General features: G+C 62.1%; 11 protein-coding genes and 1 pseudogene. 6 read left to right on the top strand and 6 right to left on the bottom strand.

Annotation, left to right across the window (positions count from 1 at the left end; translation table 11 throughout):
* Positions 1-472 precede the first annotated feature (472 nt).
* Positions 473-1507 (bottom strand): rod shape-determining protein, encoded by a 1035-nt coding sequence (gene mreB / locus HWX31_RS28960; RefSeq protein ID WP_174961003.1) that lies wholly within the window; start codon positions 1505-1507, stop codon positions 473-475.
* Between the two features lie 257 nt (positions 1508-1764).
* On the opposite strand from mreB, the gene HWX31_RS28965 reads away from it, so the two are divergent.
* Positions 1765-4143, top strand: a complete 2379-nt coding sequence (locus HWX31_RS28965; protein WP_174961005.1) for a patatin-like phospholipase family protein — start codon at positions 1765-1767, stop codon at positions 4141-4143.
* A gap of 34 nt (positions 4144-4177) precedes the next feature.
* On the opposite strand, the gene HWX31_RS28970 is transcribed toward HWX31_RS28965, so the two are convergent.
* Together HWX31_RS28970 and HWX31_RS28975 are read right to left on the bottom strand one after the other, a co-directional pair.
* Positions 4178-5308, bottom strand: coding sequence for an ATP-binding protein (locus tag HWX31_RS28970; RefSeq protein ID WP_059609596.1), 1131 nt, complete (start codon positions 5306-5308; stop codon positions 4178-4180).
* Positions 5309-5384: 76 nt separating this feature from the next.
* A complete protein-coding gene (locus tag HWX31_RS28975; protein WP_174961007.1) occupies positions 5385-6095 on the bottom strand; it encodes a response regulator in 711 nt (236 codons plus the stop codon).
* 223 nt (positions 6096-6318) lie between these two features.
* On the opposite strand from HWX31_RS28975, the gene HWX31_RS28980 reads away from it, so the two are divergent.
* The 5 genes and pseudogenes from HWX31_RS28980 to HWX31_RS29000 all read left to right on the top strand — a co-directional run bounded on the left by HWX31_RS28980 (position 6319) and on the right by HWX31_RS29000 (position 12289).
* Positions 6319-7233: a glutaminase gene (locus tag HWX31_RS28980; protein ID WP_059609599.1), complete on the top strand. Its 915-nt coding sequence runs from the start codon at positions 6319-6321 to the stop codon at positions 7231-7233.
* A gap of 808 nt (positions 7234-8041) precedes the next feature.
* Positions 8042-9031, top strand: a complete 990-nt coding sequence (locus tag HWX31_RS28985; protein WP_174961009.1) for a cytochrome c biogenesis protein ResB — start codon at positions 8042-8044, stop codon at positions 9029-9031.
* Positions 9032-9571: 540 nt separating this feature from the next.
* Positions 9572-10694, top strand: a pseudogene (locus HWX31_RS28990) (IS3 family transposase).
* A 238-nt stretch (positions 10695-10932) separates the two neighbouring features.
* The gene (locus tag HWX31_RS28995) at positions 10933-11739 is read left to right on the top strand and encodes a DUF7946 domain-containing protein (protein WP_462898209.1); all 807 of its coding nucleotides are present in this window, start codon (positions 10933-10935) and stop codon (positions 11737-11739) included.
* 46 nt (positions 11740-11785) lie between these two features.
* On the top strand, positions 11786-12289 hold the full coding sequence (locus HWX31_RS29000) for a hypothetical protein (protein WP_174961014.1): 504 nt from the start codon (positions 11786-11788) through the stop codon (positions 12287-12289).
* A gap of 670 nt (positions 12290-12959) precedes the next feature.
* Here the strand turns inward: HWX31_RS29000 and HWX31_RS29005 are convergent.
* The 3 genes from HWX31_RS29005 to HWX31_RS29015 form a co-directional block, all read right to left on the bottom strand.
* Entirely contained in the window at positions 12960-14591 is a 1632-nt protein-coding gene (locus HWX31_RS29005) for a tetratricopeptide repeat protein (protein WP_174961016.1), read from the bottom strand.
* Positions 14592-14786: 195 nt separating this feature from the next.
* Positions 14787-15455: a response regulator transcription factor gene (locus HWX31_RS29010; RefSeq protein ID WP_244143872.1), complete on the bottom strand. Its 669-nt coding sequence runs from the start codon at positions 15453-15455 to the stop codon at positions 14787-14789.
* A gap of 19 nt (positions 15456-15474) precedes the next feature.
* The gene (locus HWX31_RS29015) at positions 15475-16413 is read right to left on the bottom strand and encodes a S1C family serine protease (RefSeq protein ID WP_174961018.1); all 939 of its coding nucleotides are present in this window, start codon (positions 16411-16413) and stop codon (positions 15475-15477) included.
* Positions 16414-16496: the final 83 nt, after the last annotated feature.

The raw sequence follows: 16496 nt of genomic DNA on the forward strand, positions 1-16496 counted from the left end.
AAAGAGGCCAGATTTGCCAAACGATATGTCGTTATCGGTGTGGAAATTAGAATACGTCGGTATTTTCCCGCACGGGACTTCCCCGTACCGAAAGGCCTGGCGTGGCGCAGCACTCCGGCTTGAACGAAAAACGGAAGAATTTAAAAACTCAATTGATTGAACGATTTTCTGAATTCTTGCAGCGCAAGAAATCAATGCCCGTCCAATTATTAAATACCTCCATAATAAACATCCGGATGCACCGCATCAAAATCGATTACATCCATTCAATTTGATCCGGATCATTTCTGCTTTCGATTCGCTTGAATCGGATGGCATGGAATCTGCTGTCGCGACGGCCGACACGGATTCGGGAAGCGGCGGGAAGCCGAAGGATGAGAGATGGAGATCGCCGGCCGACGCCGGCGGCGCGAGCACCGGAAGCCGGGCCGCGCGGAAAGAAAGAAAGGAAGGAAGCGGAACGCGCCGCGCGTCAGGCGGCGGCGCGCATCGGCACGCGGCCCATCGCCGCCGCCGCGCCGCGGACCGCGCAGGTCAGCGGATCGTCGGCGACCCGCACCGCGAGCCCGGTCTCGTCGCGCAGCCGCTTGCCGAGGTTCGCGAGCAGCGAGCCGCCGCCCGTCAGCACGATGCCGCAGTCCGCGATGTCGGTGACGAGCTCGGGCGGCGCGTTCTCGAGCGTGCGCTTGACCGCGCTCACCACCGCGTTCAGCGGCGCGGCGAGCGCATCGGCGACGTCGTGGTTGCTGAGCTCGATCGTGCGCGGCAGGCCGTCGACGGCGCTGCGCCCCACCACCCGCATCGTTTCGCGCGGCACGCCGGCGCTCGCGGTGCCGATCGTCTTCTTCACGTGCTCGGCGGTCTGCTCGCCGAGCTGCACGCCGTACAGCGCGCGGACATGACTGATGATCGCCGCGTCGAACTGCTCGCCCCCGATGCGGATCGCCTCGCGATAGACGACGCCGCCCAGCGCCACCACCGCGACCTCCGTCGTGCCGCCGCCGATGTCGACGACGAGCGAGCCGATCGCGTCGGTCACCGGCAGGCCCGCGCCGAACGCGGCGGCGAGCGCCTCGTCGACCAGCGTGACGCTCGCGGCGCCCGCCGCGAGCGCCGCCTCGGACAACGCATGCCGCTCGACGGCCGTCGCGCTCGACGGCACGCACAGCGCGACCTCGACGCGCCGGCCGAACCGCGAGCGCGTGCGCGACATGTCGATGAAGTGGCGGATCATCTGCTCGGCTGCGTGCGCGTCGGCGATCACGCCGTGCTGCAGCGGCCGCACCGCCTCGAGATGGATGGGCTCGCGGCCGAGCAGCGCCTTCGCGCGTTCACCGACCGCCTCGAGCATCGGCCGCGCGACCATGCCGCCCGGCTTGCGGAAACAGATGACCGACGGCTGGTTCAGCACCACGCCCCGGTCGTGTGTGTAGATCCGCGTGGTCGCGGTACCCGGATCGATCGCGACGGGATGCGCGAACAGCTTTCCGAACAGCGGTGTCGACATGAGCAAACCTTTACGAGCGGGGAAAAAAACGTTTCCGACGACGCACGGCGCGTGCCGGCCCATCCCCGACTTAGCGGCAAATTATGCCGGCACTTTAGACAATTCTCGTGATTTTTTCGAGACGATATCGTTTGCGTCGCGCCGACGGCGTCCGTCAACGGGTTCGGACCCTCGCTCCGACCCCGCAAAACACGTTAATCTCTCGGTTTTGCCTGCTTCCGGCAGGCTTCCGACGCCCATCACGCCTGCTTATCACGATGACAGCGCCCGATTCTTACCGCTGGCGGGGGGTGCACCGCCTCAGCCCGATGCTCGCCGCCCTGTGGTGCTGCGCCGCCATCGCGCAACCCGTGCCGGCCGCCGGCGCGTCCGCTGCGCCCGACGCCGCCGCGCTCCCTAACACTGCGCACGCCTGCCGTCCCGACGGCGGCCCAGCCGGCCGGCCGGCGGTCGGCCTCGTGCTGTCCGGCGGCGGTGCTCGCGGCTACGCACATCTCGGCGTACTGAAGGTGCTCGAGGAAAACCGCATCCCCATCGACTGCATCGCGGCCACCAGCATGGGCGCCGTGGTCGGCGGCCTGTATGCGAGCGGGATGGCCGCCGCCGAGATGCAGAAGCGCCTGTCGGAAACGAATCTCGCCGACATCGCGTTCGACGCGACCGAGCGCGCGGACCTGCCGCAGAGCCGCCGCGAGGACGAGCGGCTGTACGCGAACGGCGCGACGCTCGGCTTCAGCGGCAAGGGTGTGAAGGCGCCGGCGGGGATCGTGCAGGGCAACCGGCTGCAGGCGCTGCTCGCCGACTGGACCGCCGCCGTGCCGATCAACCAGCCGTTCGACCAGCTGCCGATTCCGTATCGCGCGATCGCGACCGACCTGCAGACCGGGCAGATGGTGGTGCTCGATCACGGCTCGCTGCCGCTCGCGATCCGCGCGAGCATGGCGATGCCGGGCCTGTTCGCGCCCGCCGAGATCAACGACCGGGCGCTGGTGGACGGCGGCCTCGTCAGGAACCTGCCCGTCGATAGCGCGCGGCAGATGGGCGCCGACGTCGTGATCGCGGTCGACATCGGCTCACCGCTGCGGCCGCTCGACGCGCTCGCGTCGCCCGCTGACGTGGCGCAGCAGATGGTCGGCATCCTGATCCGCCAGAACGTGGCGGCGCAACGCAAGGAGATGACGTCGCGGGACGTGCTGCTCACGCCCGAGCTCGGCTCGCTCGCGTTCACCGATTTCCAGAAGGCGAACGAGGCGATCGCCGCCGGCGCGGCCGCCGCGACCGCGGCGCTGCCGCACCTGAAGCGCTACGCGCTCACGCCGGAGCAATATGCCGCCTACCGTGCGGCGCACACGCAGCCGCAGCCGCCGGCGATCCGGATCACCGACATCGAGATCCGGACCAGCGGCGGCGTGCCGAAGCGGGTCGTCCGGGACGCGCTGCACGTGAAGCCCGGCGACACCTATGACCCGAAGGCGGTCAGCAGCGACCTGCTGACGCTCACGACGGGCGGCAGTTTCGAGAGCGTCACGCAGCAGGTCGTCAGCCACGGCGACGAGAACCGGCTCGTGATCGATGCGCGCGAAAAATATTGGGGTCCGAATTTCCTGCTGTTCGGCCTCGGCATGTCGAGCAGTTCGACCGACCAGGGCGGGTTCCGGCTGCACGTCGGCTACCGGCGCCCGTGGCTCACCGAGTCCGGTCTCGAGTTCCGCACGGACGCGACGGTCGGCAGCGACCTGGATGCGATACACGTCGAGCTGCGCCAGCCGCTGTCGGTGAAGTACGGTGATTACATTGCGCCGTACGCCGAATACCAGCGCCGCTACGCGAATCTGTACGACGATACCGGCGACGTGAAGGTCACGCAGTACATGGTCCAGACGGCGCGCGCCGGCATCGACTTCGGCGTGCCGATCGGGCGGCTCGGCGATTTCCGGATCGGCCTCGCCTACACGCACAGCCACGGCTCGCCGACCTACAACCTGCCCGACTTCTTCTCGGACACCCCGGGGGGACTGCTGTTCTCGAGCTACTCCGCGGACGCGCTGTCGGCCCGTGCGCGGCTCGTGATCGACCAGCTCGACGATCCGATGTTCCCGCGCAAGGGCTACTTCGCCGAATTCCGTGTCGAGCGCTCGCTGATGTCGCGCAACGGCGCGTCGGCGGCCAGCCTCGACGATCGAATCACCGATGCGCCGTACACCGAGCTGTACGGCAAGCTGATGGTCGCGCAGCAGTACGGCCGGCACAGCATCAGCGCGGGCGTCGAGGGCGGCAAGAGCATCGGCGGCACGAACCTGATCAATGCGTTCAACTTCACGCTCGGCGGGTTCCAGCACCTGGCGGCCTACGCGGCCGACCAGCTGAACGGCGATTCGCTCGTCTACGGGCAGATGACCTACATGAACCAGCTGGCGACGTTCAGTTCGTCGCCCGTCAAGGCGCTCTTCATCGGTGCGAGCGCGGAGGTCGGCAACGTGTGGTCGGGCGGCGCGGGGATCGGCGGCGGCGCGCTGAAGCAGAGCTACACGTTCTTCACCAGCCTGACGACCGCGTTCGGCCCGCTTTACATGGGTGTCGCGCTCGCGCCGGGCGGCCGGCGCAATATCTACCTGCAGCTCGGCCGCACGTACTGACGGGCGGCCCGCCGCTGCCCGCGGGCAGCGCCGCTCAGATCGGCCAGCTGATTTCGAAGCGCGCGCCGCCGAGTTCGGCCGGATCGACCACCGCGATCCGGCCGTTGTGCGCCTGCAGCACCTGCCGCGTGATCGCGAGGCCGAGGCCGTAGCCGCCGGTGCGCCGGTCGAGCCGCACGAACGCTTCGAAGATCCGCTCGCGCTCGGATTCGGGCACGCCGGGGCCGTCGTCCTCGACGTAGACGCCGATGTTGCCGTGGTCGATCGCGATGCCGACCACGATGCGCGAGCGCGCGTACTTGCTCGCGTTGCGCAGCAGGTTGCGCATCGCGTACGACATCAGCCGCCGGTCCATCTCCACGCGCACGTCGGTTGCGATCGCGATGCGCGTCTCGATCGTCTTCTCCGGATACAGCAGCGCGGCGTCTTTGACCTGATGCTCGAGCCATGCGGCCGGCGCCGTCGGCTCGAGGTTCGACTGCAGCGAACTGTATTCGAGCCGCGCGTAGGTCAGGCTCATGTCGATCAGCTCGTCGAGCTCGGTGACGTCCTGCGCGATGCTGTCGAGCGCGCTCTCGTATTCGGCCGCCGAGCCGGGCTCCCGCAGGATCTCCAGCGCGAAGCGCACGCGTGCGAGCGGCGTGCGCAGCTCGTGCGAGATCCCGTTCGTGAGATCGCGCTGCGCGGCGATCAGGCGCTCCATCCGCATCGCGAGCGCGTTCAGCGTGCGCGCGAGCGGGCCGATGATCACGCTGTGCGATTCGCGCGCGCGCGTGTTGAAGCGCCCGCCCGTGAAGTCGATCGCACGCTCGCGCACCATCACGAGGTCCGACCACACCGGCCGCATCCAGCGGTACGCGGCAAGCGCGGGCGCGGCGAACACGAACGCCAGCACGAGCCACACGTCGCCCGGCAGCGCGTCGAACGCATGCCATACGAGGCGCGGCGACAGCACGACGCACAGCGCGAGCGCCGGCACGAGCGCCGTCAGCAGCACGAGGCCGAGCAGATGCAGGTAGGTGCGCACGTACAGGCGCGACCAGCTCGGGATGCGGTCGGCGCGCGTGTCGGTCCACGCGCGGCGGAAATGCATCCAGCGCCATCTGACGTAGCGCAGCGGCGACAGGTGGGGCGCATCGGGATGCGCGGCGGGTCGTTTGATCATCACGGGTCTCGGCTATCGGATGGGGCGGACACGGCCGGCCCGCGCCGGATGGGTAGCCGCGCCGGCCCGCGCGGCGTCAGTCCCACGCGTGCTTGCTGAACTGGTAGCCCTTGCTGCGGATCGTCTTGATCCGCTGCGGGTTGCTCGCGTCGTCGCGCAGCTTGCGGCGCAGCTTCGAGATGCGCCCGTCGATCGTGCGGTCGAGGCCGTCGAATTCGACGCCGCGCAGCTGCAGCATCAGGTCGTCGCGACTGACGACCTCGCCCGCGTGGCAGACGAGCGCCCACAGCAGGTCGAACTCGGCCGACGTCAGGTCCGGCGCGCTGCCGTCCGGCAGCATGACGGTGCGGTCGGTGCGGTCGATCGAGAACTTGCCGAACGTATGGCGCTCCGGCTGCGGAGCCGAGCCGTCGGGGACGCGCGCCGGCGCGCGGCGCAGCTGCGCCTTGATCCGCGCGAGCAGGATGCGCGGCTCGACCGGCTTGTGCACGTAGTCGTCCGCACCGAATTCGAGGCCGAGCAGCTCGTCGAACGGCTCGTCGCGCGCGGTCACCATGATGATGACGCCGTCGTACTGCTTGCGCGCCTCGCGGCAGATTTCGAAGCCGTCCTTGCCCGGCAGGTTCACGTCGAGGATGACGAGATCCGGGCGGATGGACAGGATCGCCGGCACTGCGGCATCACCGTGCAGCACGGTGTCGACTTCATAGTCGTTCTTGCGCAGATAGCCGGCGATCAGCGTGGATAGGCGAGTGTCGTCTTCGACGAGCAGGATCCGGAAAGGCATGGGCAAACGATCGGTTCAACAGGGAAGCGGCGCAGAGACGGACAAGGTTCGGCGGCCGAAACGTACCGCATGATACTGCGCCTGCCGGGTGCGCATCTGCTTATCTCGAAAAATGAGGGCGCAAAGGCCGGCCGGCCGCGCATGGCGCTTGACGAATCCGCGCCAAGACGGTTCCATACGGGCTCGCCGCAATCCGGGCGCCGCGCCGCCCTCGCCTGACGTCATGAATTACCAATCGATTCTCGAACGCATCCACACCGAACTCGCCCCCTGGATCGGCCAGGGCCGCGTCGCCGACTACATCCCCGAGCTGGCGAAGGTGCCCGCCGACAAGTTCGGGATGGCGGTCGTGACGCTCGACGGAAACGTTTACACGGTCGGCGACGCGCGCGAGCGCTTCTCGATCCAGAGCATCTCGAAGCTGTTCGCGTGCACGCTCGCGTTCCAGTTGCTCGGCGACGCGCTGTGGGACCGGGTCGGGCGCGAACCGTCGGGCAACGCGTTCAACTCGCTCGTCCAGCTCGAGACCGAGCGCGGCAAGCCGCGCAATCCGTTCATCAACGCGGGGGCGCTCGTCGTCACCGACGTGCTGTGCCGCCGCTTCGTGAAGGCCGAAACCGCGCTCGTCGAGTTCGTGCGGCGGCTGATCGGCGCGGCCGACATCGACTACGATTCGCGCGTCGCGCTGTCGGAACTGCAGCACGCCGAGCGCAACCGCGCGATGGCGCACTTCATGGCGAGCTTCGGCAACATGCAGATGCCGCCCGAGACGGTCGTCGACGCGTACTGCCGCCAATGCGCGATCGAGATGAACTGCGTCGAGCTCGCGCGCGCGGCGCTGTTCCTCGCGAACGGCGGCGTCGCGCCGGTCACGGGCGAACGGATCGTCGATTCGAGTTCAGCGAAACGGCTGTCCGCGCTGATGCTGACCTGCGGCACCTACGACGCGGCCGGAGATTTCGTGTACCGGGTCGGCCTGCCCGCGAAGAGCGGCGTCGGCGGCGGGATCGTCGCGGTGCTGCCCGGCGAGATGGCCGTGTGCGTGTGGGCGCCGGGGCTGGACGCGAATGGGAACTCGCTCGCGGGGACGAGGGCTTTGGAATGGTTGACGACTTATTCGGGGCGGTCGATTTTTTGAAGGGTGGAAGTTAGGCGCGACTTATTCTTTGCGATGGCGATAGATCAATTCGGCACGCGCCGGCACACTGAGCGGGGAATTCGTCCTCTGGCAGTGATCGACCCACTCCGGCCGTTGGGTTAGCGATCATTTGCGTGACAACAGCGGTCGGCAATTGTTTGACCAATCCGAACGTTGACGGTGGAGCGCATATCGCCGCTTTCCCAAAGCCCATTCCGCATACCTTTGACCTGCCCCCGGTTTTTTGCAGGAGCAAATTGGCGATGTTTCAAGACAGCGACAAGCGTCATCAGCAAAATAGGTGCCCAAAATACCTAGCACCCCGGCTGGGGAAAATGCTGACTGCTTTGATAAAAAGCAAATACTATTGTTAGTAGAGCGATCAGAGAAGACGCATTGAGACAAGCCGAACAAGACAATCTCAAAGACTTCGGAATTTGAATCGCCGGCATAGACCCTGATAAGGCATTCGTGCTTCAAGCCTCTTGCGCGGCTCGCTCTGAAGCGAGGCTTTTGACGCCATTTCGCGACGAGGCAAAATGACATTGATCGAGATGGCGCCGCGCGGGCACACGTTAATTCAACTCGAGGAGCCGACTTTAGCTCTACCAGCAGTTCCCGCTAGAAGTAGCTCAACTTGCCTAGGCCTTAAATGCGACCAAGATCAAGAGGAGTGAATGTGCTCTCAACACATCAATTTTTCATACGTGGCCGTCTAACTCGTCGTCGATTCGCACGGCATTGTGGCGCTCCGTCGGCGTGAGCCTCGTGCGCAAATCAATGCCCCAAACTATTCCGGAGAGACATTATGCAGCGCCGATTTGCCGCATTCTACACCCCAGATGATGACCTCGAACATGCCTTGAGGGTGTTCGACCCAATCCAGTACATGAACTCAGGCATCTCACTCTATGACATCGGTTTCAACCCATCTACTCAAGGCACGATTGCACCGGGATTAGTTTTTACGCCAACCAATTCCGTTCCAATTGTGGGGGCTGCGTATTCGCCCGTTGATGACTATCGGTACCTGTTCTTCCCGACGACCGACAATATTGTTTTTTACAGCAGATTTCCTCGCGACTTACGAAATCCGGCGCCTGATCCAATCTTTGGAGGAGGTGTTGGATCCTTGCCGATGATGGATCCGCTGCAAGGGTACGGCTCCGGAGGAATTGTGGATCTCACTGCTTTCTATTCCTCAATAGAATCCAAGCTCTACGTTGTTGTCCTGATGAACAATGGCGACCTCTGGACGTTGTCCGGTACTCCGTGGACGAGCAACAATCCCATCTGGGACGAGATTCCTTTCTTGCTTCAGCGTGTCACTGGGGGCAAGGCGATCACCGGGTTCGATGGTGCGGGGTGGAATCATGCCTTTATTTCCACGGACCGGACAATTACCGAGGTTTATTTCAATTTCAGCTCCGGCGAATCAGGGAGTGATAAAATCTGGACATTCGATTCCGAGATAGTGGATATCTCTGGCTTCTTCTCTTCGGAAGACGGCGTCGCACATGTGATCTCCGCAACGACTACCGAAAATGGAGTGCAGTCCGAGATCAATGAGGTTACGTTTGTTCCGGCTCAAATTGCGCCATCAACCCGGCTATTGAAAACCGTACCATTTTCAATCCGCAATATTGGTGCATACGAAAAGCCAGATACCGGCCGACACGTGATTATGATGAGCCAAGGCGAGACTTCAGTACAGGACCAGCTTTTTTTAAGTTGGTACTACCCGGGTTGGAATCACCTCGCGTACGCGGCATGGCCTCCATTGCATACACGATTCTAAGAGAAATTTCGCATCAACGACTCATTAGCGATGCAGCGCCCTCAATCGCTAGAACCTGAATTGCATACAAGGATTGGATAGAATTCAAGCGTGCCTCGCTAACGCACGCTCGAGCTTCATTGAGGCGAGGCTCAAACTGCAATTTAGTGAGATTCACATACATACCACATTGCCGATCCTCCGCTTACTGATTGAAGACGGCCATTGAATCTCGATTTCTGGGCAGAAGATGGCCGACCCCGACCGTCAAATGCTGCGTGGCGCTCACCCGCCCGCTCGGTGTCGAAGGAATCACATGCGAGTTTATACTTACTGAGTGCGGAGATGCTGACGCTGGAATGGTTGACGACTTATTCTAGGTGGTCGATTTTTTGAAGTTCCGAATTCAAGCGCAACTCATTCCTTGCAATGGTGACAGATCAATTCGGTACACAGCAGCACACTGAAATGGGAATTCGTCACTTTTGATCTGCTTTATGAAATCCGGGCCGAAATTGATGTTAGTGTTTCGACGCGTGACTCCTTGGAAGGAGGTTGGCGGTGAAACGCAAACGGTTTTCGGTGGAGCAAATTGTGGCGGTGCTCAAGCAGGCGGAGCTGGGGATGCCGGTGGCCGATCTGATTCGACAGGTGGGCATTTCGGAGCAAACGTTCTATCGCTGGAAGAAGCAGTTCGCGGGCCTGCAATCGGATCAGGTCCGCGAATTGAAGCAACTTCAGGACGAGAATGCGCGGCTGAAGAAGCTGGTTGCTGAACTGAGTCTGGACAAGGCGATTTTGCAGGATGTCGCCGCAAAAAAGTGGAACGGCCCGGGCTGAAGAGACAGGCAGTGGACTACATCGTGAGCTACTACGGCCTCAAATGCGGCGGGCCTGTCGACTGATCCGCCAGGCGCGTAGCGTCAAGTACTATCGCAACGTCAAGGATCCGCAGATGGCGCTGCGCCAACGCATGCGGGAGATCGCACACAGTCGGGTTCGCTACGGGTATCGAGGCATTCACGTGTTGCTCAAGCGTGAAGGCTGGCACATAGGTAAAAACCGTTTTTACCGCCTGTACGTCGAAGAGCAACTGCAACTGCGCTCAAAGCTGCCCAAGCGACGCAAGATGGTGGTGTCTCGTCGACAACGGTACGTGCCGAGACAGCCTGACCAGGTCTGGAGTCTTGACTTCGTGGCAGACCAACTGGCCAACGGCACTCGCTTGCGTGCCCTGACCGTGGTCGACATCTATAGCCGCGAGGCGCTGGCCATCGAAATTGGCCGGCGTCTGCGCGGCGAAGATGTCGTGGCCGTATTGAACCGACTGGTTGCCCAGCGTCGTGCACCGAAATTTCTGTTCGCTGATAACGGCAGCGAATTCTCCGGGCGCCTGATGGACATGTGGGCTTATCACCAGAAGGTGCATCTCGACTTCAGCCGCACTGGTAAACCGAAGGACAACAACTTCATCGAGACCTTCAACGGATCGTTCCGCGACGAATGCCTGAATCTCCACTGGTTCGAATCCCTTGAGGAGGCCCGACGGGTTATCGAGGCGTGGCGGCAGGACTACAATGAGAGCCGACCTCACATGGCTCTCGACGACTTGGCACCGGGTGAATTCGCCCGGCAATTCGGCCTTCGGCGCCCGTCCGAAGGTCACAACAGCGTCGAAAACTAACCTTCTGCCTGGTCCGGAAAACCCAAGCGCTTCACAGGAAGCCGAGGACTAACATTGCACCTGGCTCTGAAAACCGGTACCACTCAATCGACGCGAGACTCACTGCCTGACTGGCTACAAAATTCCGCCGCAGGTCAACACGAGAAATTCTCGTTGTCAGTTCAAGGCAGTCTGTGTTAGAAAGCAACGGAATATAAGATTATCAACCGGGGGAAATGTGGCGCAAGTTGAGATTGTTGTGCGATACGACGGATTGGCTGCGGACAACGGTCAACTCAGTCTTTACGACGCCGGCGAATCATTGAGCGGGCTTGCAACTGTTATAAATTTAGCGGCGCATTCATTTGCGAACGATAACGAAGTCCGTGACCGGATGGCAAATCCTACGGATGTCACAACAACGATGCTCGGTGCAAAGCGGGGCTGCTTCGAAAACATTATCGGGATCGACTTCGCAGACGCAGTCAATGAAAAAATCGGAAAATCCGTCATTGTCAAACACTTCTGGGAGTATTTGAGAGTCGCTCTAGAGACTGCGATCGGAAACGAGCCGCCGTCTGACAATCCGTATGTAACTCGAATCATCAATAGTGAAAGTGCGCCGTTTGAGGAGCTCGCGGTCCGTTTCGAGACACCGCTTCAGCATGTGATGCGCCCTCTAAAGACAAAGGGAGCAAACATCATCACTTTTTCGAGACCATATGTTGGCGATCAAGTTTCACTTGATTTAGATTGCTACGACTACGTGAGCACTTCGACTAAGGATGACGTTTTGCGACATTGGCCAGGCAATGTCACGAAATATAATATCCTAAGCGGCTATGGACGCGCCTATCTGGATAGCGTAAAGCGCACAGTTCCGTTCAACATTGTAGATTTCGAGAACAATCAGATCGCACACATGGCCGCAACCGCTTCGATGAATGAACGTGCCCAAGATCGAGATGCTGGGAAGAGAGTCATCGTGGCGCACAAGGTCGTCAGCTCGTCGGGGCGAATAAAGCGACTTCTTGTTACCGAGATTAATAAACCCCATGCCCGCTGAACGACTTTTCTGCAGCATCTTTAAAATTCCGCTTATCGATCATTGCATGTTGATGTCCGAATGGGGCGCCCATTGGCAGGCATTTGGCGTAACTGTTTCATTGTTTTTGGCGATCATCGGTGGCTGGAAATTTTTGCACGATCTCAATCAAATTAGGAAGCACCAAGATGATCAGGAGGCGCTGCGTCGGACAGAGTTTTTCCTAGCTCAGCATCGGCGGCTTTTCGATGACGAAGACCTTTTCTCTGTTCTTAAAAATCTTGATGGAGATTATCCTGCTCTGGCAGACGAGTCCTTTTGGGATAAGAACAGAAAATTTCTGACTTTTATTGAAGAAATCGAACTCCTAATACGATCGGGGAAGCTTCAATCTGATGCCGCCTGTTATATGTTTGGCCACTACGCACATTGCGCTCGAGATGGCAAGAACTTCAACATAGGGATAGATACGGCGCGTGAGCATTGGGCCATTTTTCAAGATTTTTGCGAGAGACATGAAAAGTTCAGGCAGGCGTATCCTCACGGTCCAGGGAAGACTTTGATGCTGTAGATCGGTAGGCCAGTATTTGGCGAAGACAATAAAGCCCCGGAAGATCGGGGCAATTCGCAAAAGCAACTGGCGTTACGCAGCGAGCATAACGCATCGCCTTGCCCGCGGCGGCTAACTCGTGGTGGCAGCTTGAGAACGCTCACTGCATGCCCACGTATCCATGCGAAACGTCTGAGCTTGCCATGCACCCAAGTAAAGAGGGGCGATATATAAGCAGCCGATTCGCCGCAATGATAACTGGGAAACTTGATGATGCGTGGCTGCCCTAGCACTCCAGGAAATCGTTACACGAAATGCTACAAATCGACATGCGTGGATAGGATGACGAAGAGGATGCTCGAAAAAATGGGGCAAATGACCAAAACGCGCCGAGGTTCAGCCATATATCGACGTCGAGCGAGCGTCGCTTTGTGATCGATCCCGGACGTCAAAGGCGGCGTGGCGCTCGCCCGTCCGGTCGGTGCCAAAGGAAATATATCCAGAGAGCCAGCACGCGAGCTTTGGAATGGTTGACGACCTATTCAGGGCGGTCGATTTTTTTGGAAGTGCGGAAGCAAGCGCGGCTCGTCCGGCGCAACGGCGGCGGGTCGATAGCAGCGCGCGTCGGCATGCTCAACGGAGAATTCGCCCTTCTGCAGCGTTCAACGTGCATCGGTCAACGCTGATCACCTCAATGCCGGTCAAGATACAGCTTCGCCTGACGGACCTCCGGCCGAGCGGTGTCCGCGTCTCGCGTGAGCACAACGAGCTTTCCGTAGTAAAGCTTCGCCTTCTGTCGCTCCTGCGCCAGCTCTGCCGCCGTCGCCGCACCATACAGTCCGCGCAAGCGATTGGGAGTCGCTTGCATCGATGCTTCATATTCCTTCAGCGCATCGGCAGGCCGCTTCAGATCGAGCAACATCTCGCCCAGCTGTTCGCGCATCGGGTAAAGCCGGTTCTCCATCGCAACGTTCTTTTCGCTCCCGTCCTCCAGGTCGGCCGCGGCGCGCATCTGCTTCAGCGCGTCGTCGTCCTTGCCCTGGGCATGAGCCAGCCACGCCGAAGCGGCCAGGATCTGAACCTGGACCTGCTCGGCCCAGTAAGGCTGGCCTGACTGTTCGAGTTTCGCGCGCAACTGCGTGAGCATGTCGATGTTCGTCTGCGCCATGTCCGCCTTGCCGCCGCGAGCGCAGCCCAGCGCGCGGGCAAAGTACGTGATCGCCTCGGCCTGCGGCCAGCGACTGCCACGCGGCTCCAGCGCAGCCGCTTCTTGCCAGGCGCCGCGCTCGAGCGCATAGCGCGCCGGGACGGCTTCCAGTCCGGTATAGGTCACCAGTCGGTCGAACGGAAATTTCGTGGCGGCATCGGCGTCGTCGCGGATCTGTCTTGCGCGCGCTTCCTGGCCCAACTGCAGATACGCGTACTCCATGAAGTCCCATGAATGGGGCGCCGACGGGTGGGTGGCGCCCGGCCAGCTCCTGGCGGCTTCGTCGCGCATCACCTTCAGCGCCGCTTCGTTCGATTTGACGGACGCGGCCCACATGCCGAGCATCGAGTAGATGTGCGAAGGCATATGCACGGCGTGCGGCGCGGCCGGAGCGATCTGCGCGTATTTGTCGGCGAACGGCAATCCACGCTGCGCGAGCGGTGAATAGTCGTAGCTGTGGATCAGGTAGTGCGCAATACCGGGATGGTCGGGCTGCTCACGGTAGATCTTCTCCAGGATCGCCGCCGCCTTGAGTTGATTGGCGTACGTTTTGTCACTGGGCGGCGCGGCCTCGTTGAGTGCGAGCGCATAGAAGATCGCGGCCTCCGAATCGTCGGGATATTTCTGCGTCAAGCGTGCCATGGCGTGCTCGTATGCCGACGTGCGCTGACTTTGGGAAACCTTGTCGTAATCTTTGTAAAACGTCTCGGCCGCGAGCAGCCAGTCACGCTCCCGTTCGGTCTTGGGACCCAGCGCGAGGCCTTTCTCCACCGCATCCGATCCGCGCTTGAGCGCCGCCTCGTCGAAAGGCGGAACCAGCGGATTGGGAGGCTGAGCCATCGCAAGGCCCCAATACGCAATCGCACATTGCGGATCGGTCTTGATCACGGCGTCGAACGCCTTGAGCGTCGCGGGGTAAAAGAACGAATGCAGCATCGCCAATGCATGCTCGAACTGGACTTGTGCCGCCGCACTGCATGAAGTCGGGAACTTCACCGTGCCGAACTTCCCGCTTTGCGGCTGCGCAGCGACGTGGTCTTCGTGCTGGGCGAGCACGGGAGCGGCTGCGAGGATCGCGAGCACGCATGCGCTGATTCTCTGCTTGTGATTCGTCATAACCTCCTCCGCAGGGCGAAGGGCTTACTTCACGCACGCTCGTCGAAAGTGACGCCGGTGGAATGAATCGAGTGACGAGACTCTTTTGTTTCTAGTCAAGGCAGGTGCCGGCCAACACGCTCGGAAACCCTGAGATCGTTCACATTCTCGCGCACGAATCAAACGTGCAGGCAGCCGTTCGTCACCGAGCACCGGCTACACCATGATGAGACCGTGCCGCATCCCCTGCATGACGGCCTCGGTGCGGCTGCTCGCGCCGAGCTTGCCGAAAATGGACGACAGGTGAAACTTCACCGTGTTGTCCGATATGTCGAGCTGGCGCGCGATCTCCTTGTTGCCGAGCCCTTCGGCAAGCATCGTCAGCACTTCGATCTCGCGTGGCGTGAGCGTTTCGACCAGCATCGCGGATGCCGTCTGGCGAGGCGCCTTGCGCTCCGCCAGCAGCCGGGCGAGGGTCTCCGGGGACAGCACGCAAAGGCCTGCGGCCACGGCCTCGATCGCGGCGGTGATTTCGCCGGGCGTCGCGCCGCGCGGCAGCAGCGCCGTGGCGCCGCCCGCCAGCGCGTCATGGATCCAGTCGCTGTCCGCCTCGTCCGTGAGCAGGACGAGCGCCGGCATCGCGGGATGCCGGTCCGCTCCCGGCATCGGCCAGTCACCCGCCTGCGGCTCCAGTTCGACCAGGACCACATCCGGCCATTCGCCGGCAAAGCGATCGGCGAGCGCCGCGGCGTCGGCCGCGCTTCCCGCGAAATCCAGCGTCGGCGTGGCATCGACGAGCGCCTGCAGGCTTGCGCGCGCTTGCGGCGAGGCGGCGACGACGGCAACCCTGAGCGGACTCATCGGTGTGATCCCGGCATTCGGCATGCGACGCCTTGCACGATTCTCAGCAGCATGAATTCCGTTGCGGGCGTTCGCCCACCGTGACCGGGCACTCGCTGCGCTCGCCGCCGCGGATCAGCCCGATCTTCAACGACTGTCCGATGCGGTCGCCGCCAAGTGCGGCATGCACGTCGTCCATGTCGTGGCACGGCTGGCCGTCCAGTTCGATCAGCACATCTCCGATCAGCACCCCGGCCTGCTCGGCGGGCCCGCCCGCCGCAAGCGACACCACCAGCAGCCCGCGCCCGGAAGCCAGATTCAGTTTCGTCACCCATGCCTGCGGCAGGTTCACCGTCTGGGTGCCCACGCCAAGGTAGCCGCGCGAGACACGCCCTTTGCTCGACAACTCGTCGCACACGCGCGCCACGGTCGAGGCCGGAATCAACATGCCCGCGCCAGGCGCGAGCGCCGACGTGCACAGCCCCATCACGCGGCCCTGCATATCCGCCAGGGCCGCCCCGGAGAAACCGGGGCGCAGTCCGCCATCCAGTCGCACGAACGCATCGAACTGGCCGCCTCGCCAGGTCCGCCATGGACCGCCGGCCGTGCCCACGACGCCGAAATCCGTGCTGGCGCCGAACCGGTCCACACGCGCCACCGCGAGCACCAGATGGCCGGCCTTGAGCGAGCGCGCGTCGCCGGTCTCGACCGGGCTCGACGCCACGTCGCCAATCCTCAGTACGGCCAGGTCGGTGCCGGGATCACGTCCCGCGACAACGGCTGCCACGGTGCGGCCGTCGGCCAGGCTGACTTCAATGCCTTCTTCGTACCTGAGCGTATGCGCGGCCGTGACCACCACGCCCGGTTGCCAGATTACTCCACTGGACGGAAAGCGGTGCCGCCCGTGCACCGCGACGACACTCTGGCCAACGCGCTCGGCGATGGCCGCCAGGTTGGCGGAAAGATCCTGCAACGGATTTCCGCTGGGGGTTGGGGTTTCCATGTGATGACTCCTGCCATGTGCTGCGTGAATCGATGTCTCGCTCGGCCGCCCCGCCCGAGACGACGGGCAGGCAAGCGCAGACG

The sequence above is a fragment of the Burkholderia ubonensis genome, assembly GCF_902833085.1.
GTDB lineage: Bacteria > Pseudomonadota > Gammaproteobacteria > Burkholderiales > Burkholderiaceae > Burkholderia > Burkholderia ubonensis.

Coding starts and splice junctions, on each gene's coding strand:
- HWX31_RS29005 (WP_174961016.1), bottom strand. CDS start 14,591: ATGACGAATCACAAGCAGAGAATCAGCGCATGCGTGCTCGCGATCCTC.
- HWX31_RS29010 (WP_244143872.1), bottom strand. CDS start 15,455: ATGCCGAATGCCGGGATCACACCGATGAGTCCGCTCAGGGTTGCCGTC.
- HWX31_RS29015 (WP_174961018.1), bottom strand. CDS start 16,413: ATGGAAACCCCAACCCCCAGCGGAAATCCGTTGCAGGATCTTTCCGCC.
- HWX31_RS28980 (WP_059609599.1), top strand. CDS start 6,319: ATGAATTACCAATCGATTCTCGAACGCATCCACACCGAACTCGCCCCC.
- HWX31_RS28985 (WP_174961009.1), top strand. CDS start 8,042: ATGCAGCGCCGATTTGCCGCATTCTACACCCCAGATGATGACCTCGAA.
- HWX31_RS29000 (WP_174961014.1), top strand. CDS start 11,786: ATGTTGATGTCCGAATGGGGCGCCCATTGGCAGGCATTTGGCGTAACT.
- HWX31_RS28965 (WP_174961005.1), top strand. CDS start 1,765: ATGACAGCGCCCGATTCTTACCGCTGGCGGGGGGTGCACCGCCTCAGC.
- mreB (WP_174961003.1), bottom strand. CDS start 1,507: ATGTCGACACCGCTGTTCGGAAAGCTGTTCGCGCATCCCGTCGCGATC.
- HWX31_RS28975 (WP_174961007.1), bottom strand. CDS start 6,095: ATGCCTTTCCGGATCCTGCTCGTCGAAGACGACACTCGCCTATCCACG.
- HWX31_RS28970 (WP_059609596.1), bottom strand. CDS start 5,308: ATGATCAAACGACCCGCCGCGCATCCCGATGCGCCCCACCTGTCGCCG.